At 63.3% G+C, this 18,296-nt stretch carries 19 protein-coding genes and 2 pseudogenes; 12 read left to right on the forward strand and 9 right to left on the reverse strand.

The genetic code is table 11. The features are described 5' to 3' along the window. Positions 1-303, forward strand: a 303-nt coding sequence (locus ACFQND_RS08370; protein ID WP_377413111.1) for a hypothetical protein, incomplete at its 5' end; no start/stop codon positions are given. Between the two features lie 132 nt (positions 304-435). Then, entirely contained in the window at positions 436-1,239 is an 804-nt protein-coding gene (locus tag ACFQND_RS08375) for an alpha/beta hydrolase (protein WP_371436823.1), read from the forward strand. Between the two features lie 25 nt (positions 1,240-1,264). Here the strand turns inward: ACFQND_RS08375 and ACFQND_RS08380 are convergent, their stop codons facing one another. Genes ACFQND_RS08380 through ACFQND_RS08390 form a run of 3 tightly spaced genes read right to left on the reverse strand, consistent with a single transcriptional unit; the run spans position 1,265 to position 4,008 of the window. Continuing rightward, a complete protein-coding gene (locus tag ACFQND_RS08380) occupies positions 1,265-2,248 on the reverse strand; it encodes a Bug family tripartite tricarboxylate transporter substrate binding protein (RefSeq protein ID WP_371436822.1) in 984 nt (327 codons plus the stop codon). Positions 2,249-2,263: 15 nt separating this feature from the next. Further along, the gene (locus tag ACFQND_RS08385; protein WP_371436821.1) at positions 2,264-2,638 is read right to left on the reverse strand and encodes an AtuA-related protein; all 375 of its coding nucleotides are present in this window, start codon (positions 2,636-2,638) and stop codon (positions 2,264-2,266) included. Further along, the gene (locus tag ACFQND_RS08390) at positions 2,635-4,008 is read right to left on the reverse strand and encodes an acyclic terpene utilization AtuA family protein (protein WP_371436820.1); all 1,374 of its coding nucleotides are present in this window, start codon (positions 4,006-4,008) and stop codon (positions 2,635-2,637) included. The genes ACFQND_RS08385 and ACFQND_RS08390 overlap by 4 nt, the downstream gene beginning before the upstream one ends. Positions 4,009-4,097: 89 nt before the next feature. Between ACFQND_RS08390 and ACFQND_RS08395 the strand changes: the two genes are divergently transcribed. Continuing rightward, the gene (locus ACFQND_RS08395) at positions 4,098-4,991 is read left to right on the forward strand and encodes a LysR family transcriptional regulator (RefSeq protein ID WP_371436819.1); all 894 of its coding nucleotides are present in this window, start codon (positions 4,098-4,100) and stop codon (positions 4,989-4,991) included. 147 nt (positions 4,992-5,138) lie between these two features. On the opposite strand, the gene gudD is transcribed toward ACFQND_RS08395, so the two are convergent. The 6 genes from gudD to ACFQND_RS08425 all read right to left on the reverse strand — a co-directional run bounded on the left by gudD (position 5,139) and on the right by ACFQND_RS08425 (position 11,300). Next, a complete protein-coding gene (gene gudD, locus ACFQND_RS08400) occupies positions 5,139-6,473 on the reverse strand; it encodes a glucarate dehydratase (RefSeq protein ID WP_371436818.1) in 1,335 nt (444 codons plus the stop codon). Between the two features lie 10 nt (positions 6,474-6,483). After that, positions 6,484-7,446, reverse strand: coding sequence for a Bug family tripartite tricarboxylate transporter substrate binding protein (locus ACFQND_RS08405; protein WP_371436817.1), 963 nt, complete (start codon positions 7,444-7,446; stop codon positions 6,484-6,486). 151 nt (positions 7,447-7,597) lie between these two features. Continuing rightward, entirely contained in the window at positions 7,598-8,632 is a 1,035-nt protein-coding gene (locus tag ACFQND_RS08410; RefSeq protein ID WP_371436816.1) for a LacI family DNA-binding transcriptional regulator, read from the reverse strand. Positions 8,633-8,788: 156 nt separating this feature from the next. Beyond that, positions 8,789-9,412 carry a Pr6Pr family membrane protein gene (locus ACFQND_RS08415; protein ID WP_371436815.1) on the reverse strand — a complete coding sequence of 208 codons (624 nt, stop codon included), beginning with the start codon at positions 9,410-9,412 and terminating at the stop codon, positions 8,789-8,791. Positions 9,413-9,469: 57 nt separating this feature from the next. Next, entirely contained in the window at positions 9,470-9,826 is a 357-nt protein-coding gene (locus ACFQND_RS08420) for a VOC family protein (RefSeq protein ID WP_371436814.1), read from the reverse strand. A 37-nt stretch (positions 9,827-9,863) separates the two neighbouring features. Further along, entirely contained in the window at positions 9,864-11,300 is a 1,437-nt protein-coding gene (locus ACFQND_RS08425) for an aminotransferase-like domain-containing protein (RefSeq protein WP_371436813.1), read from the reverse strand. A gap of 109 nt (positions 11,301-11,409) precedes the next feature. Here ACFQND_RS08425 and ACFQND_RS08430 point away from each other — a divergent pair, with 109 nt between their 5' ends. The 9 genes and pseudogenes from ACFQND_RS08430 to ACFQND_RS08470 all read left to right on the forward strand — a co-directional run bounded on the left by ACFQND_RS08430 (position 11,410) and on the right by ACFQND_RS08470 (position 18,257). Continuing rightward, positions 11,410-12,021 carry a LysE family translocator gene (locus tag ACFQND_RS08430; RefSeq protein ID WP_371436812.1) on the forward strand — a complete coding sequence of 204 codons (612 nt, stop codon included), beginning with the start codon at positions 11,410-11,412 and terminating at the stop codon, positions 12,019-12,021. Then, on the forward strand, positions 12,018-12,977 hold the full coding sequence (locus ACFQND_RS08435; RefSeq protein ID WP_371436811.1) for a DMT family transporter: 960 nt from the start codon (positions 12,018-12,020) through the stop codon (positions 12,975-12,977). The genes ACFQND_RS08430 and ACFQND_RS08435 overlap by 4 nt, the downstream gene beginning before the upstream one ends. An 18-nt stretch (positions 12,978-12,995) precedes the next feature. Continuing rightward, a complete protein-coding gene (locus ACFQND_RS08440; RefSeq protein WP_371436810.1) occupies positions 12,996-14,162 on the forward strand; it encodes an aminotransferase-like domain-containing protein in 1,167 nt (388 codons plus the stop codon). Between the two features lie 23 nt (positions 14,163-14,185). Further along, positions 14,186-14,344 (forward strand): annotated as a pseudogene (locus tag ACFQND_RS08445) (glutathione S-transferase); the annotation flags it as partial. 270 nt (positions 14,345-14,614) lie between these two features. After that, positions 14,615-14,869, forward strand: a pseudogene (locus ACFQND_RS08450) (glutathione binding-like protein); the annotation flags it as partial. A 21-nt stretch (positions 14,870-14,890) separates the two neighbouring features. Beyond that, positions 14,891-15,847 carry a PhzF family phenazine biosynthesis protein gene (locus tag ACFQND_RS08455; protein WP_371436809.1) on the forward strand — a complete coding sequence of 319 codons (957 nt, stop codon included), beginning with the start codon at positions 14,891-14,893 and terminating at the stop codon, positions 15,845-15,847. 21 nt (positions 15,848-15,868) lie between these two features. After that, a complete protein-coding gene (locus ACFQND_RS08460) occupies positions 15,869-16,579 on the forward strand; it encodes a VOC family protein (protein WP_371436808.1) in 711 nt (236 codons plus the stop codon). Further along, on the forward strand, positions 16,580-17,536 hold the full coding sequence (locus ACFQND_RS08465; protein ID WP_371436807.1) for a threonine dehydratase: 957 nt from the start codon (positions 16,580-16,582) through the stop codon (positions 17,534-17,536). It abuts the gene before it with no gap. A 52-nt stretch (positions 17,537-17,588) separates the two neighbouring features. Then, on the forward strand, positions 17,589-18,257 hold the full coding sequence (locus tag ACFQND_RS08470; RefSeq protein ID WP_371436806.1) for a histidine phosphatase family protein: 669 nt from the start codon (positions 17,589-17,591) through the stop codon (positions 18,255-18,257). The last annotated feature ends 39 nt before the right edge of the window (positions 18,258-18,296 follow it).

Consider the following 18,296-nt stretch of genomic DNA (forward strand, 5'->3'; position numbering starts at 1 on the left):
TTTATCGCCTCTGCTGTTGTTGCTCTTGCTGCCATGGGTAGCTCCGGTGCTTTTGCCCAGAACAATCTGTACGGTGAAGCCGCCCTGGCCATCAATCCCGTGGCCACTGCCAGCAATGTGAGCCGTGCCGAAGTGACCGGCCAGTACCTGCAGGCCCGCCAGGCTGGTGCCCTGCCTGTCAGCCAGGAAGCTGCTTTTGCTGCGGCTCCTGCTGCTCCTACCGCCCTGACCCGTGCTGAAGTGCGTGAAGAGGCTCGTCACTATGTCATCCTGGACGGCAGCAATCGCAAGATCTACCGCTAAGTCCTCTTCTCAACCGCCGCCAGGCTCCTCTCCTGGCTGGCTGAGAACAACAAAAAGCCCCGCTTTGCGGGGCTTTTTGTCGCCCAAAATATCTCCCCACAAAGAACGCGGCAGGCTACGATAAACGCCATCATGCGCAAAACACTCTGCACCTGGCTCGCGATCTCCTTTATGGCCTGCTGCGTCGGCCTCGCCCACGCACAGACAGCGCCCAGGGTTGTTGATATTCCCACCCGGCCGGGCGTGACGCAGCGGGTGCTGGTTCTGGCGCCGGCCGAACCCAAGGCTGTGGCGATTCTTTTTACCGGCGGCAATGGCATCCTGCAGGTGGCCGACAACGGCGAGTTGCGGCAGGGCAAGGGCAACTTCCTGATTCGCTCGCGCCAGATGTTTGTGGACCAGGGGCTGATGACCGTGGTCGTCGATGCACCCTCAGACCGCCAGACCTCTCCCTATCTGAGCGGTTTCCGGCAAACGCCGGAGCACCTGGCCGACATCAAGGCCGTCATGGCCTGGGTGCGCACGCAGACCGGTGTGCCGGTCTGGCTGGTCGGCACCAGCCGCGGCACACAGTCCAGCGCCTTTGTGGCGACCGAGCTCAGCGGGGACCCTGGCAAGGCAGGCCCTGACGGCCTGGTATTGACCTCCACCATACTCAGCGATGAACGCGGCCGCGCCGTGCCCAACATGCCTTTAGGCAAACTCAGGATTCCGGTGCTGGTCGTGCACCACGAGCAGGACGGCTGCCGCCTCTGCTCTTTCAGTGAGATACCCCGCCTGATGGACCAGCTCACCGGCGCACCGCGCAAGCAGTTGCTGAGCTTCAAGGGCGGCAACAACCGAGGCGACCCCTGCGAGGCCTTTGCCTACCATGGCTTCAACGGCCTGGAGGCCGAGGTTGTGACGCAAACAGTGGCATGGATGCTGGCGAAATAAGTCCCCCGGCAAACCACCATCGCCGTCATTCCGGCTCTATGCCCGCGCCCTTGATGATGCGGCCCCATTTAAGCGTCTCTTCCGCCTGGAACTTGCGCAGCTCTTCCGGGCTGCTGGTGAAGATTTCAGTGCCGCTGCTTTGATAGAACGGTGCGGCGGAACTGCTGTGCGCCGCCTTGACCAGCATGTCGCTCAGTTTGGCCACCACATCGGCAGGCGTTCCGGCCGGCGCGTAGGCCGCAAACCAGTAGGTCATCTCGTAGCCCTTCACTCCCGCCTCGGCAATCGTCGGCACCTCGGGTGCCAGCGGGGAGCGCTGGCGGGTGGACACACCCAGGGCCTTCAGCTTGCCGGCCTTGACTTGCGGCAGGCCGGTGGCCATGTCGGTGATCATCATGTCGATCTGGCCGCCCAGCAGGTCGGTCACCGCCGGTGGGTTGCTTTTATACGGAATGTTCAGGATGTAGGTGCCCGTCATCTGCTTGAACAGCTCGCCCGCCACACGGCTTGACGAACTGCCGCTGCCAAAAGACATCTTGCCGGGTTTTGATTTCGCCAGTGCGATGAAGTCACCAACACTTTTGACCGGCAGCGCCGGGTTGACCACCATGATCTGACCGCCGCGGCCAAGCGCCGTCAGTGGTGCGAAGTCCCTGACCGGGTCGTAAGGCAGTTTTTTGAACAGGTGCTCATTCGCAGACTGCGTGGTGTTGGTGGTGATGAAGACGGTGTAACCGTCTGCCTTGGCCTTGGCTGCCACCTGCGCACCTATAAAACTGTTGGCGCCGGGCTTGTTGTCCACCACCACGCTGACCTTGTTGGCGTTCGTCATGGCCTGGCCGATGGCACGCGCCAGCTGGTCGGTGGCGCTGCCGGCGGCAAAGGGCACCACGAACGTGATGGGCTTGTCGGGAAAGCCCTGGGCCTGCGCAAGCAAGGGTGAAAGCGCGCAAACTGCAGCGGCCGCCAGCATGACCGGCCGGATCCGGGCGCTTGTTAATGGGTTCATCTTGTCTCCTTTTGGTTAAAAATCAGCCGTCGCCGGACCCGCCAGAAGAGGTGCCAGCGACGCGGGAATCTCTACAGGCAAATCGAGCAGCCAGTACGACAAGGCCTTGCCGTGCGTATCCAGGTTGAGCGCATCGTTGACGCCGCCATCCAGCACGTCGTCGAGCACAAAGTTCATGGCGTGCAGCAGCGGCAGCTCAAACCGCTGCACGCGGCTGGGCAGGCGATGTGCAAAGTGGCGGGCCACCGCCGCCTCTGTCAATTGCGCCAGCAGAACCGGGTAAAGATCCGGGTGCCAGGCAATCACGCTGATGTTGGAGCGGTTGCCCTTGTCGCCGGTGCGGCCGTGGGCGGCGCGGTACAGCGGCACAGTGATCACTGATGTCTTCACATGGCCTCCGGCAAAGCATCAAGCATCTCGAAGTGCACGGACACGGCTTCACGCGGCACCAGGCACGACAGCGTGTTGAGCCGCGGTGTCAGTGCAGTACGAACACCGCCGCCGCCGGCCGGGCCACAGGTATAAAGCGCCACAACCTCCCTGGCAAGGCGCTCGGCCTGCGCCCGGTCAGCATGGGTCGCGGCTACCCGCAGGCGCACATCGCGGGCGTCGCCAACTGGCGTGACCGCCAGCAGCCGGCCGGCATCGTCGCCCATGATGCTCAGCGCGCCTATCAAATCCACGCGCAGGTTCAAAGCGGGCAGGCGCTTGCGCAACACCTCTGCGGCCAGGCGGGCGCGCGCCTCTGCGCGCGGTCCCGCATAAGAAATCTCACCTTCTGCCAGCCAGCCGCCCTCATGGCAAACATTGACTTTCAGGCTGGCCGGCCGCGCGTGGCCGCGCACACCTGTCAGTGCCACGCGGTCCGGTGCAACCTGCCTGAGCTGTGCGCCGCTGATGTCGGCGACCACGTCGGGCGTCAGGTAAGCGGCCGGGTCATGCACTTCATACAGCAGTTGCTCCTTGACGCCGGCCAGGCTGACAAGGCCGCCGGTATGCGCCGCCTTGCCTATGACGCAATGGCCGTCGCTGCTGATTTCTGCAATCGGGTAACCGACTGCATGCAGATCCGGCACATCCTTGTAAGCCGGGTCGGCAAAGTAGCCGCCGCAGACCTGCGCGCCGCATTCAAGCAGATGCCCGGCCATGGTGGCGCGAGCCAGCAGATCCCAGTCGTCGGCACGCCAGCCAAAATGCGACATCGCCGGGCCGACCGTCAGCGACGGATCGGCAACACGCCCGGCGACCACGATCTGCGCGTCCGCATCCAGCGCAGCGGCAATCGCTTCAGCGCCTATATAGGCATTGGCGCTGACCATCTGGATGCCATCAATCGCCGCGCCCAGTTGCCCGCGCAGCAACTGGCGATGCGGCGTGCCCGACAAATCATCACCATCGACCACGGCAATGCGCGGCGCGGGCAGGCCCAGTTCCCCGGCCATCTGGCGGATAAGCCGCGCCGCCGCCAGCGGGTTGGCCGCGCCAAAGTTGCCGACGATGCGGATGTTGTGCTGCAGGCAACGCGCCAGCACCGGCCGCAGCATATCGTCCAGCAAGGGCTCAAAGCCGGCGTCGGGATCCGCACGCCGGCGCAACTGCGCCAGCGCCAGCGTGCGCTCGGCCAGTGTTTCAAAAATCAGGAAGGCCGGCCCACCGCGCTGTATCAGTGTGTCCACCACGGCGGCGGCGGCATCAACCCGGTCACCGGAAAAACCGGCGGCGCAGCCAATCAGCAAAGGAGGTAAATCAGGTGCGTGCATAAAGTGTGTTCCGGGCGCTGAATTTGGCGCCTTCACTTTCTATTTGTAAAATAGAAAATTCATATCGATTAACTTGAAAATCAAATCAATTGGCCAGCCCCAATCTTTCCACCAGGCAACTGCGTGCATTTTTGGCGCTGGCCGACCAGCGCAGTTTCACACGCGCTGCCACCGCATGCCATTTGTCGCAGCCAGCCTTCAGCGCCCTGATCCGCACCCTTGAAAGCGAACTCCGCACGCGCCTGTTTGACCGCGACACGCGCAGCGTGCAGCTGACAGCCGAAGGGCGTTTGTTTGAAACCTCGGCGCGCCAGTTGCTCGGTGACTTCGGGGTCGCTGTCAGCGACCTGAGCGACCACGTAGAGCGCAGGAAAGGCCGCGTGCATGTCGCCGCCCTGCCCTCACTCGCGGCAGGCTGGTTGCCCGCCATATTCGCCGAGTTCAAGGCCGCCTGGCCGGGCATTGAACTGAACCTCAGCGACTTTTTGTCGGACCCCTGCATAGACCTGGTGCGCAGTGGCAAGGCCGACTTTGCACTCGCCTCCACAGGCGCGAGCCACGCGGGGCTCAGCACCCAATTGCTGTGCACCGACCAGTTCTACCTGGTGTGCCGCAAGGACCACCCGCTGGCCAGCGAGAAAGTGCTGACGCTCAAAAAGCTGACGCCTTACCCATTTATCCACATGTCACGCAACAGCAGCGTACGCCAGGCACTGGACGCTGCGCTGCACCCGTTGCAGACAAACACCCTGCTTGAAGTGGACCAGCTGGCCACCGTAACGGGCATGGTGCAAGCGGGCCTGGGCATCAGTGTGGTGCCGGCGCTCACGCTGTTTCACTTTGAACGTGAAGGTTTGTTGACCCGGCCGCTGGCCGCCAAAAACCTGACACGAAAGATCTATGTGGTGCGCAGGCAGGAAGGCAGCCTGTCCGTGGCTGCGCAGGCCTTGCATGATTTGATTGTGTTGCGGATGCGGGGCTGATACCCAATTACGTTCGAAAAGATAAATCCGTTCACGCTGAGCTTGTCGAAGCGCCACGCGAGGCTTCGACGGGCACAGCCCGAACGGTTCTTGACGGTCAAACGCAAATCCGTATGAGGCCCGGTCAGCGGGCAAGCCACCCGTGCCTCAACGGTCAAATGCCGGCCGTTTCGGATCAAACTTCCAGCCAGGAATCAGGCTTTGCATGGCCACCGCATCGTCGCGCGAGCCCAGGCCGTGCTGCTTGTAGAGCTGGTGCGCTTTTTCGACCTCGACCATGTCCAGCTCGACACCCAGGCCCGGCTTTTTCGGCACCTGCACCAGGCCGCCTTCGATCTTCAAAGGCTCTTTGGTCAGGCGCTGGCCGTCCTGCCAGATCCAGTGTGTGTCGATAGCGGTCACGCGGCCAGGCGCGGCGGCGCCGACCTGGGTAAACATGGCCAGTGACACGTCGAAATGGTTGTTGGAATGCGAGCCCCAGGTCAGGCCCCAATCACGGCAGGTCTGCGCCACACGGACCGAGCCGGCCATGGTCCAGAAATGCGGATCGGCCAGGGGAATGTCCACCGACTGCAGCGACAACGCATGGCTCAACTGGCGCCAGTCGGTGGCAATCATGTTGGTGGCGGTGGGCAGACCGGTGGCACGGCGGAACTCGGCCATCACCTCGCGGCCCGAGAAACCTTCTTCGGCGCCGCAGGGGTCTTCGGCGTACGCCACCACGCTGCGCATGTCACGCATCAGGCGGATAGCATCCTTGAGCAGCCAGCCGCCGTTCGGGTCCAGCGTGACGCGGGCCTCGGGGAAACGTTCATGCAGCGCACGCATCGCGTCGACTTCTTCCTCGCCGCGCAAGACGCCGCCCTTGAGTTTGAAGTCGTTAAAGCCATAACGTTCATGCGCGGCTTCGGCCAGGCGCACGATGGCATCGGGTGTCATGGCTTTTTCGTGGCGCAGGCGCGACCAGGCGTCTTGGGCTTCCGGCTCACTCGCATAAGGCAAGTTCGTTTTGGATTTGTCGCCGACAAAAAACAGGTACCCCAGCATCTCGACCGCATCGCGCTGCTGGCCTTCGCCGAGCAAGGCCGCGACCGGCACTTCCAGGTGCTGGCCCAGCAAATCCAGAAAGGCCGACTCTATGGCCGTCACGGCATGGATGGTGGTGCGCAAATCAAAGGTCTGCAGGCCGCGGCCGCCGGCATCGCGGTCGGCAAACTGGCGCTGCACCTGCTGCAAGACCTGCTGGTGCGCGCCTATGGGCTGGCCGACCACAAGGTCGCGGGCATCTTCCAGGGTCTGGCGGATTTTTTCGCCGCCCGGCACCTCACCCACGCCGGTGCGCCCGGCGTTGTCGGTGAGGATCAAAAGGTTGCGCGTGAAAAATGGGCCGTGTGCGCCGCTGAGGTTCAGCAGCATGCCGTCGCGGCCGGCGACGGGGATCACACGCAGGGCGGTGATGCGGGGAGTGGTGTTCATGGGCATGTCGGCTTGCTCAATCAATGCTGATCTTGCCGGTCTCAATGACTTTTTTCCAGCGCGCAAATTCCTGCTGCTGGAAGGTGGCGAACTGTTCCGGCGTGTTGGCAACCACTTCAAAACCGACCGAGACAAACTGCTGCTTGATCTGCGGGTCATTCAGCGCGGCGACGATGGCGGCATGGGCCCTGGCGCGCACGTCGGCCGGCAGGCCTTTGGGCGCCACGACGGCTTGCCAGGAATACACCACCAGGTCTTTCATGCCGGCCTCGCCCAGCGTGGGCACGTCAGGCAGCAGCGCCGAGCGTTTTCCGGAGGTGATGGCCAGCGCCGTCAGTTTGCCGGACTTGATGTGTTGCAACACGGCGTTGATGTTCTGGAACGAGGCATCGACCTGGCCGCCAAGCAAATCGGTGATCGCCGGTGCGCCGCCCTTGTAGGGCACATGCGTGCCGCTGGTGCCGGTCTGCTGCCAGAACAGCTCGGCCGTGAGGTGGTCGCTGGAGCCATTGCCCGAAGAGGCAAACGACATCTTGCCGGGGTTGAGCTTTTGGTAAGCCACCAAAGCGCCCACGGTTTTGTAAGGCGACCTGGCCGGCACAACCAGCACATTGGGCGCTTGCACGGCCACGGTGATGGTGTCGAAGTCCTTCAAGGTGTCGTAAGGCATGTTACGGATCAGGTGCGGCGCAATCACCAGCGGGCCCAGCGAGGTCACCAGGAAGTTGTAGCCATCGGGCGCCGAACGTTTGACCTGCGTCGCACCAATCGTGCCGGTGGCACCGGCCTTGTTGTCCACCACAAAAGGCTGGCCCAGCTTTTCGGTCAGCTTGGGGGCGATGGCGCGGGCTACCGTGTCGGTGGAGCCGCCGGGCGGGAAAGGAACAACCAGGGTCACGGATTTGCTGGGCCAGGCTTGGGCTTGTGCTGCGGCGCTGAAAGCCAGGCTGATCGCGAGTGCGGTGAACAGTTTTTTCATGAGGGATGTCTCCGGAGGTTATGAGTAGCGGCGGCAAGCGCTACCTTCCCAGTCCTGACACGGGAAAACCAAGGTAGCGTTGGCAAATACCGACAAATGGTAGCGCTACCTTTTCAAAAGTCAAGACGGGAAACTTCGGGGTTCGAGGTCTTCAGGTGCTGTCGCGAGGAACGATGGAAAAGCCCACATCCACCACCCGCGTATCGACCGGGCGGCCTTCGGCCCGGTCCACGATAAATTGCGCGGCCTGTCGGCCAATCGCCATGCCGTCTATGCGCACGCTGGTCAGGGCCGGCTGCAGGTCGGCGGCAAACTCCAGGTCGCCAAACCCGAGCACCGCCAGCTGTTCGGGCACCTTGATACCCCGCCACTGCGCTTCGGTCATGACGCCCAAAGCCAGCAGGTCGGAGCTGCAAAACACCGCATCCAGGCCAGGCGAGGTCTGCAGCAACTGCAGCAGCGCGCTGCGCCCGCTCTTTAAAGTGGTCGGCGCCGGCACAATCACCACGGCCACCTCGCCCAGGCCGGCGGCATGCGCCGCAGCCTGGAAAGCCTGCTGGCGCCGCTTGGAGCGTTCGTCGTCACCGGCGATCACGGCCAGGCGGCGACGACCCCGGGCGTACAAAAAATCCACCACCGCGCGGCCCACGTCCACATGCGAAAAGCCCACCAGCATGTCTATAGGTGTGGGCGTCAGGTCCCAGGTTTCAACCACCGGGATGCCGGCGGCCAGCAGGCGTTTGCGCCCTTCCGGCGAATGCATGATGCCGGTCAGCACAATGCCGTCCGGCCGGCGGCTGATGATGGCATCCAGCAAGGCGTCTTCACGCGAATCGGCATAACCGCTCTGGCCCAGCATCAACTGGTAACCCTGGGCAGCCAGGGCTTCATTGAGTGAACGCACGGTTTCCATAAACACCGGCCCGGAGATGGTGGGCACCAGCGCCGCCACCAGGCGGCTGCGCGCCGAAGCCAGGCCGCCGGCCATGCGATTCGGCACATACCCCGTGCGGGCCACCGCATCGTTGACTTTTTCGAGCAAGGCCTTGGAGACCTGGCCCGGCGTGTTCAGCGCGCGCGAAGCCGTGATGGGCGCTACACCCGCCAGTCTGGCCACGTCATGCAGGGTGACCGCGCCGCTGCCCCGGCGGGTGCGCCGTGCCGGCGTGTTGTCTTCGTCATTCATCGCCGGATTCTAGGCGCAGCTGTGTCGCGCGGCCGCAGCTTTCTTTCGCCCTGCCCCGGCAGGGTCGGGCCACAGTTCAGGTCAAAGCCTCATCCGATCCGCTACTAATTTAATAGCTATTTGCGCTCACTACTAAAGGGCTACAGGCCTAAATGACTAGTGATTGCGGACCTGACGGCGTTTGGGCACGATCAACAACAAGCAGGCCACCAGCCAGAACACCAGCGCGATCCCGGCAACATACAGCGCGACGCCGCCGTAACCGCCGGCATGGGCCGGATTGAGAAAAGGATAGGGATACCAGGAGATGGCAGCGCCGCGAACCAGCACATAAGCCAGGTACACCAGCGGGATCACCAGGCACAGCCCCACATGCCTGGCCGTGAAACGGGTCCGGGGCGGGCGCAGCAGCCACTCCAGCATGACCGCCACCGGCATGACGTAATGCAAAAGCACATTCACCCAGGGCTGCAGGCTGCCGAGATCGACGTTGCGCAGCAGCACAGAAAACACAATGCCCACCACCGCCATGTTGACGGCCGAGACGGCGCGTGCCGACTCCAGCGCCGGTGACAACTCGCGTGATGCCAGGCGCAGGGATGCCGTCGCAATCAGCACCAGGGCAGCCAACAGGTTGGCCAGGTTGGTAAAGTAGCTGAAAAAATTCACCAGGCTGAAGTTGAGCCGCAGATGAATCGTCAACTGCGTAGCCATCGCGACCAGCGTCAGCAGCCCCAGCAACCAGGTGGTGATGCTTAAAAGTTTGCTTTGTGAAGGCATGGGCTTCCAGCTGGCGACAGATCGGTGGGGTGCGGGCTGCTGCAGTAAAGAATGACCTTAGTCCGCCGACCAGACCGCCAGCTCATAACCATCCGGGTCCTTGAAGTGAAAACGCCGTCCGCCGGGAAAGGCGAAGACCGGCAGGACAATTTCCGCCCCGGCCTGCTCCAGCCGCTGCTGGGTCGCGGCCAGATCGTCGGCATACAGGATGACCAGCGGGCCACCCGCTGGCCTGACTGCTGCCGTTGTGGTGAAACCACCGGCCAGATGACCGTCGCTGAACTCGCTGTAGGCCGGGCCGTAGTCGGTGAAGGTCCAGCCAAATACCTGGCCGTAAAACGTTTTGGAACGGGCGATGTCCGCAACGTTGAATTCAATGTTGTCGATCCGGTGGTTCCGGTTTTTTCCTGTCATGACCCAGCCTTTGTGTTGTGTGTGTTGCCGCCCATTTTCACTTCATGCCATCCCTGAGCTTCGCAAACACTTTCCAGAAGGCCGCATCCTGCGTGGTCGCAAAGTTGATGCGCATCAGCGTACTCGGCTGGCGCGCTGCATGAAAGAGCGCACCGGGCGCGAGCAGATAACCTTCGTCCAGCATGCGCTGGGCCAGCGCATCGGTGTCAACCAAGGTTTCGACCCAGCCGAACAAGCCCGCCGGCTCGGCCGCAAAACTGCAGCCGTGTGCCAGCGCCAGTTTGACGCTGCGGGCACGGGCAATGTCCAGCCGTGTGCGTATGCGTTCGGCATGGCGGCGCAACTGCCCCTGGTCTATGCACCAGGCCAGGGCTTTTTCCAGCAGGGCCGGGGTGGTCAGGGTGGCCAGCAGCTTGGTGTCCAGCAGGCGTTCGACCAGCTCGGGCGGCGCCGCCAGGTAACCGACGCGCCAGCCGGGCGCCAAAATCTTGGAAAAACCGCTGACATACACCGTGCGCTGCAGGCCGTCGAGCGCACACAGGCGCGTCGCATGTTCAGGCGCCAGGTGGCTATAGGTGTCGTCTTCAACAATGTGGAAGTTGTGTGTATTGGCCAGTTGCAAAACGCGGTGCGCGCTGCCGGGCGTGAGGCAATAACCGGTCGGGTTATGGAACACGCTGACACTGACAAACAGCTTGGGCGCATGCACCTCGCAATAACGAGCCATCACCTCCAGGTCCGGCCCGTCGGCCCGGCGCGGCACCGGCAGTATGCGCATGCCCATGGCCGCCAGCCGCGCAAACTCTATGGCCCAGCCGGGTTCTTCGACCATGACGTAGTCACCGGCACGCAGCAGGGTGCGGCTCACAATATCCAGCGCATGGGTGGCACCCACCGTGGTGATGATCTGCTCGGGCGCGGCCGGGATGTTGAGGCTGGCGAGTTTTTTTGACAATGCCTGACGCAAGCCGCTGTCGCCGGCCGGCTCGCCGTAGTTCAGCGAAAACTCCTGCAAGGCACGCGCGCTGGTGACGCGGCGCACCGCCGCCGGCATGAAGCTGGTCTCCAGCCAGTCCATGGGAAACACGCCCATGCCGGGTTGCGCCTTGTCGCTGCTGCCGTGGAACATTCCGCGTATCAGCGCGGTGGCATTGACCGGGTTGTGCTGCGGCTGGAAGCCCGTGGATGACTTTGTTGACGCTACTGAATTAATAGCTGGTTGCGCACGTTCCTCCTGGGCTGTAGCCATTTCCCGCACATAAAAACCGCGATTTTTACGGGCTTCCACCAACCCCTGGGCCAGCAGCCGGTCATACGCGGCCACCACGGTGGAGGCGCTCACACCCTGTTGCTGCGCGCATTGCCGCACCGAGGGCAGGCGCGCCCCCGAAGCCAGCAGCCGGTTGCGAATACGTTCCGCAAAGCGCCCGGCGAGCTGCTCGGTCAGGGACTGGGACGCGGCTTTCAACAACATGGCGGGATCTCCGGTGCTGGCTGTGCTGCCAAAGCAAACAGTACAGTTTGGGATTTTGTTTGCACAACTGTATTGATAGTGTGCTGGTTTCAACTATAAAGTGAAGGCCATGAATTGGCAAGAGTTCACCGCTTTGCTGGTGCTGGCCACGGCGATGAGTTTTTCGCCCGGCCCCAACACCACACTCTCGACCGCCCTGGCGGCCAACCACGGCCTGCGCCGTGCGCTGCCCTTTGTGTGCTCCGTGCCGGTCGGCTGGGGCGTGCTGCTCAGCCTTTGCGCCATGGGCCTGGGTGCGCTGGTGCTGGCCGTGCCGCTGCTGAGCTGGCTCATCAAACTGGTGGGTGTTGGTTATCTGCTCTGGCTGGCCTCAAAAATTGCCCGCTCGCGCCAATTGAGCCAGGCCGATGCAGCGCGCCTGAACGTGGGCTTCTGGCAAGGCGCGGCGCTGCAGTTTGTCAACATCAAGGCCTGGATGCTGGCCCTCGCCATCGTCAGCGGCTGGATTGCCGGACGTGCCGACCCCGGCCAGCGTTTTGCCGTGGTACTGCCCGTGATGCTGGCCTATGCCTTTGTCAGCAACCTCACTTATGCGCTGGCCGGCTCATTGCTGCGGGAGTGGCTGGCCGGCCCTGATGGCTCGGGCCGCAGGCTGCGGGCCTTTAACCGCATCATGGCGCTGGTGCTGGTGCTGACCGCACTCTGGATGTTGACCCTATGACCCCCGTTCACGACACGAAACAAATCAACAAGGGCCTGTGGATAGGCCTGCTGGGCATAGTGATTTTTTCCGCCACCCTGCCGCTGACCAAGCTGGCTGTGGGCTCCAGCAGCGCACCGCAGCTCTCGCCCTGGTTTGTCACTTTCGGCCGCGCCGCCGTGGCCGGCGTGCTGTCTGTCATTTACCTGCTGCTGCAATACACGCGCGGTGAAAAGCACGTCCCCTCGCGCAATGAATGGGGTCTGCTGGCCTTTACCGCGCTCGGTGTGGTGGTCGGGTTTCCGCTGTTCATGTCGCTGGCCTTGCTGTACGTGCCCAGCACGCACGGCTCGGTGGTCACGGGCTTGCTGCCCCTGGCCACGGCGATGGTGGCCGCGCTGTGGTTCCGGCAACAACCCAGCACGGCGTTCTGGGGCTGTGCTGTACTGGGCACGCTGCTGGTGCTGGCGTTCATGGTGCTTCGCTCGCAGGATGCCACGGGGCATTTCAGCCTCCACCTGGCAGACGTGTTTTTACTGCTCGCCATGGCCAGCGCCGCATTCGGCTACATAGGCGGCGCGCGGCTGACGCCCTCGCTAGGCGCAGAGCGGGTGATTTGCTGGGTGCTGGTGATGTCCCTGCCCGTCACCGTGCCCATGGCATTCCTGAGCGCGCCCGCAGATGTGTATGCCATCCAGGCAGCGAGCTGGTGGGCTTTTGCCTATGTCGCGGTATTCTCCATGTGGCTGGGCTTTTTTGCGTGGTACCGCGGCCTGGCACTGGGCGGCGCTGTGCGTGTCAGCCAGGTGCAGCTGGTACAACCGTTTTTAAGCCTGCTGTTCGCCGTGCCGCTGCTGGGCGAGCCGCTGGATGCCGTGACGCTGTGCTTTGGCGTGGCGGTGATCGCCACCGTATTTGTAGGCAAAAAGATGCCCGTAGGCCTGCCGGCCGCTGTGATCAATCAAGGAGAAAAATGAGATGAACTGGATGCAAGCATGAACTGGAAAATGGCGGACCGCGCCGAAAAGATGAACCCCTCGGTGATACGCGAGATCCTCAAGGTCACGGAAAAACCCGGCATCATCAGCTTTGCAGGCGGCTTGCCTTCGCCCAAAACCTTTCCCATCGCCGCCTTTACCAAGGCCTGCGCCAACGTGCTTGGAAGCGATGGCGAGGCGGCGCTGCAGTACGCAGCCAGCGAAGGCTACGGCCCGCTGCGTGAATGGGTGGCGGCGTCATTGCCCTGGGATATAGACCCCGCCCAGGTTTTGATCACCACCGGCAGCCAGCAGGCGCTGGACCTGATTGCCAAGATCCTGATCGACAAGGACTCGCGTGTACTGGTTGAAACGCCCACCTACCTGGGCGCGCTGCAGGCCTTCACGCCCATGGAGCCGGAGTTTGTGAGTGTCGCCAGCAATGCGGGCGGCATCGACCTGCAGGACCTGGCTGCCAAGGCCGCCGGGGCACGCTTTCTGTACCTGCTGCCCAACTTCCAGAACCCCACCGGCAATTCGATGAACGAAGCCAGCCGTGCCGCGCTGAGTGCCGCGGCCGCCAGGCTGGGTGTTCCCATCATTGAAGACAATCCCTACGGCGACCTGTGGTTTGATGCGCCGCCGCCACTGCCTCTCACGGCGCGCAACCCGGAGGGCTGCATTTACATGGGCTCGTTCAGCAAAACGCTGGCGCCCGGCCTGCGCCTGGGTTTCCTGGTTGCCCCAAAAGCGCTTTATCCCAAACTGCTGCAGGCCAAGCAGGCGGCGGACCTGCACACACCCAGCTTTAACCAGCGCATGGTCCATGAGGTGCTGAAAGACGGTTTCCTGGACCAGCATGTACCGACCATACGGGCGCTGTACAAGGCGCAACGCGACGCCATGCTTGCGGCCCTCGAAGCCAACCTGGCAGGCAGCGGCGTGACCTGGAACAAACCCGACGGCGGCATGTTTTTGTGGCTCAAGCTGCCAAAAGGCATGAACGCCGTGGATCTGCTGCCGCTGGCCGTGGAACGCAACGTGGCCTATGTGCCGGGCGCACCGTTTTACAGCGGCACGCCGGAGCACAACACCTTGCGCCTGTCCTTTGTGACATCCACGGTCGAGCAGATCAACACCGGCATCGCGGCGCTGGCGCAGGTCTTCAGTGAGAACCAGCGATGAACGGCCTGCATATCTGGGGCCGCATGAGCTCCGTCAATGTCAAAAAAGTAGTCTGGACGGCGCAGGAGCTGGGGCTGGACTTTCAGCGCACGGAGGCCGGCGGCATGTTTGGCGTTGTGAAGACGCCCGGCTACATGGAGCTCAACCCCAACTCGCTGGTGCCCGTGATCGACGACGACGGTTATGTGCTGTGGGAGTCCAATGTCATCGTGCGTTACCTGTGCGCAAAATATGACACCCCCACGCTTGCCGCTTCGCGTGCTGCGCTGCCCCCCGAGGGGGCGCGCCTTGCTTGGGGCGGCCCGGCGCGGCGGCCTTCCCCCGGCCCGCTGTACCCCACCGATCTGCGCGAGCGCTTTGACGCCGAGCGCTGGATGGAGTGGCAACAAACCGCCGTGAACCCGGCCAGCCGTCCCGGCTTCTGGCAACTGATACGTACACCGGCCGGCCAGCGCGACATGGCGCAGGTTGCCGAGTCCAACGCCGCCGTTGAATCGCTGATGGCAACGCTGGATGCACATCTTGCGGGACGCAGCTTCATGGTCGGCGAACGTTTTACCATGGCCGACATTCCGCTGGCCTGCGAAGTGCAGCGCTGGTTTGGCCTGCCGCAAACGCGCCAGAGCCGGCCCAACATCGAGCGCTGGTACGCCAACATCAGCGCCCGGCAAACCAGCAAAGGCGTGCTGGATCTGCCCCTATCCTAGAAAAAAGCCGGAAAGAAACCCATGCAGCAACGCCCCTTCAAGCAGGTTGATGTTTTCACCGCAACCCCTTACTACGGCAACCCGCTGGCCGTGGTGCTGGACGGGCGCGGCCTGGACACTGCCGCCATGCAGCGTTTTGCGCACTGGACCAACCTGTCGGAAACCACCTTTTTGCTGCCGCCAGAGGATGCATCCGCCGACTACAAGGTGCGCATCTTCACGCCCGGCGGCGAAATGCCTTTTGCCGGCCACCCGACGCTGGGCAGTTGCCACAGCTGGCTGCAGGCGGGCGGAAAACCCAAGCGCCGCGACATCATCGTGCAGGAATGCAAGGTAGGCCTGGTCAATATTCGTCGCGAACCGGGGCATGAAGGGGCTGGCCGTCTGGCATTTGCCGCACCGCCACTCAAACGCTCCTCGTCCAGCCCGGTCGTGCTGGCCCAGGTCGCGGCAGCGCTGGGTTTGAAGGCCACACAAATTGCGGCCGCGCAATTGCTGGACAACGGCCCCGTCTGGCTGGGCCTGCTGCTGGACAGCCCCGAAACCGTATTGCAGCTAACACCCAACAACCTGGAACTGGCAAAGCTGAACGTCAAGGTTGGTGTTGCCGCCCTCTACCCAAAAGCCGAAGCTCCGCCGCTGATAGCACGCGCCAACCGCGAAGCAAAAGCCTTCGGCCATGCAGCGGCAGCGGACACCCCTGCGGCCGCCGATATGGAAGTACGCGCCTTTGCCGCGCCCATGGGCATCAACGAAGACCCGGTCACCGGCAGCCTCAATGCCAGCCTGGCGCAATGGCTGATGGCCGAGGGCTACACACCTGACCGCTACGTCGCCTCACAGGGTGTTTGCCTGGGGCGTGCGGGGCTGGTCTACCTGGAGCGCGACAGCAGCGGCCAGGCCACTTCGACGGGCTCAGGACAGGTCTGGGTAGGCGGCGAGTCCGTCACCTGCCTGGACGGCAGCGTCACGCTTTAAGACTCCGTTCAAGCGCAAATCATGAACACCGGCGCGGCAGCAGCACCAACGTCAAGCGTAGACCACCTTGTGGTGGCCGCTGCCAGCCTGGCCGAAGGCGTGCAGTGGTGCGAACGCGTACTGGGCATCACGCCCGGGCCGGGCGGCGAACACCCGCTGATGGGCACACACAACCGGATCGTCAGCATTGCGTCGCCGGTATTTCCTGGCGCCTATCTGGAGATCATTGCTATCAATCCAGGAGCTGCCTGCGCCCGTCCTGAAGGCGCCAAACGCTGGTTCGACCTTGATGACCGGGTCCTGCAGGCGAGTCTTTCGTCGCATGGTCCGCAACTGGTGCACTTTGTCGCCAGCACCGCACATGCGCAGGCCGGCACCAAGGCCTTGGCGCGCCTGGGACTGGATCGCGGCGAGCTGCTGCAGGCCTCGCGCATGACAGCACAAGGCCTGCTGAGCTGGAAAATCACGGTGCGCGAAGACGGGCAGCGGCTTTTTTATGGCGGCCTGCCGACACTGATTGAATGGGGCGACATCCATCCCTCTGGCAGCCTGCCGCCCTCGGGCATCACCCTGCAATCGTTGCAGGCCAGCCATGCGCGGCCCGAGGCCCTGACTGCAGCCCATGAAGCGATAGGACTGGTGAATGTGGCTGTCGTGCAGGGGCGCCCCAACCTTGTCGCCACACTGCAAACACCGCGCGGTACCGTCACGCTTGAATCAAAAGGCCATTGAATGCTGACCCTGCAGGACATCGAGACCGCCGCCCGCGTGGTGTACCGCGAATTCCAGGCCACGCCGCAATACCGCTGGGACCTGTCGAGCCAGCGCCTGGGCACAGCCTGCTGGATCAAACACGAGAACCACACGCCGGTGGGCGCTTTCAAGATACGCGGCGGGCTGACCTATTTTGAAGCGCTCAAGGCAAGCGGCGCGCTGCCCGCCGAAGTCATCAGCGCCACCCGCGGCAACCATGGCCAGAGCATAGGCTGGGCGGCACGTGCCAATGGCGTGGCCTGCACCATTGTTGTCCCCCACGGCAATTCGCTGGAGAAGAACGCGGCCATGCGGGCACTGGGCGTGACCCTGATCGAGCATGGCCAGGACTTCCAGGAAAGCCGCGAATTTGCCATCCGGCTCGCCGCAGAACGCGGCGCGCACATGGTGCCCAGCTTTCACGCCGACCTGTTGCGCGGCGTGGCAACCTACTGGTGGGAGTTCATGCTGGCCGTGCCGCAGCTTGACGTGGTGTACGTGCCGATTGGCCAGGGCTCGGGCCTGTGCGCGGCGATCACCGCAAAACTCGCGCTGGGGCGCAGCCTGCGCATAGTCGGTGTGGTGAGCGCGCATGCCACCACCTATGCCGACTCGCTGGCCGCGGGCCGCGTGGTGGAGTCCCCCGTTACCACCCAACTGGCCGACGGCATGGCCTGCCGCGTTGCCGACCAGGGCGCCCTGGACATGCTCGCACCACACGTTGACCACATCGTGAAAATCACCGACGACGAGGTGGCCCAAGCCATGCGCGACCTCTATGCCGACACGCACAACGTGGCCGAGGGTGCAGGCGCCGCCAGCTTTGCCGCGGCCATGCAGCAGCGCGCCAGCCTCAAGGGGCAGGTGGTCGGCACCACCCTGTGCGGCGGCAATGTGGACACGGCCACTGTCGCCAAGGTGCTACTGCAGGCCTGAACGGGTCACGCACGGGACTGAAAACCCGGCGGGGCTTCGCCACAATCCGCACATGGGAACTCTCTACCTTGTGCGCCACGGCCAGGCCTCGTTTGGCGCAGATGATTACGATGTGCTCAGCGAGCTGGGCACGCGGCAAGCCGTGCGGCTTGGCGAGTACTTCAGGCACAAGGGCATCACATTTGATGCCGCGCTCACCGGCACCCTGCAGCGCCAGATCAACACCTTTGCGGGAATATGTGAAGGCATGGGGACGCAGCCGCAAGCCACCCAGTGGCCCGGGCTCAATGAATACGACAGCACGGCGGTGATAGCCACCATCCATCCGCACAAACTCGAAAAACCGACCTCACCCGAGATGTACCGCAGCCACTTTCGACTGCTGCGCGACGGCCTGAAACAATGGATGGACGGCGTGGTCAGCCCTAAAGGCATGCCGGACTACAGCGGTTTTGTGAACGGCGTGACCAGCGCGCTGGACCACGTCCGCAAAAGCTACACGGGCAATGTGCTGCTGGTGTCCAGCGGCGGGCCGATCGCCACCGCCGTGGGCCATGTGCTTGGAACCAGCCCCGAAACCACCATAGAACTGAACCTGCGCATACGCAACAGTTCCGTGACCGAATTCGCATTCACACCCAAACGCCACATGCTGGTGACCTACAACACGCTACCGCATCTGGATGCGCCTGAGCATGCGGAGTGGGTCACTTACGCCTGAGAAAAACCGCCCTCTAAACGCCCCACACCTGTGCCGGAC

The organism is Polaromonas aquatica (genome assembly GCF_042659145.1).
Lineage (GTDB): Bacteria > Pseudomonadota > Gammaproteobacteria > Burkholderiales > Burkholderiaceae_C > Polaromonas > Polaromonas aquatica.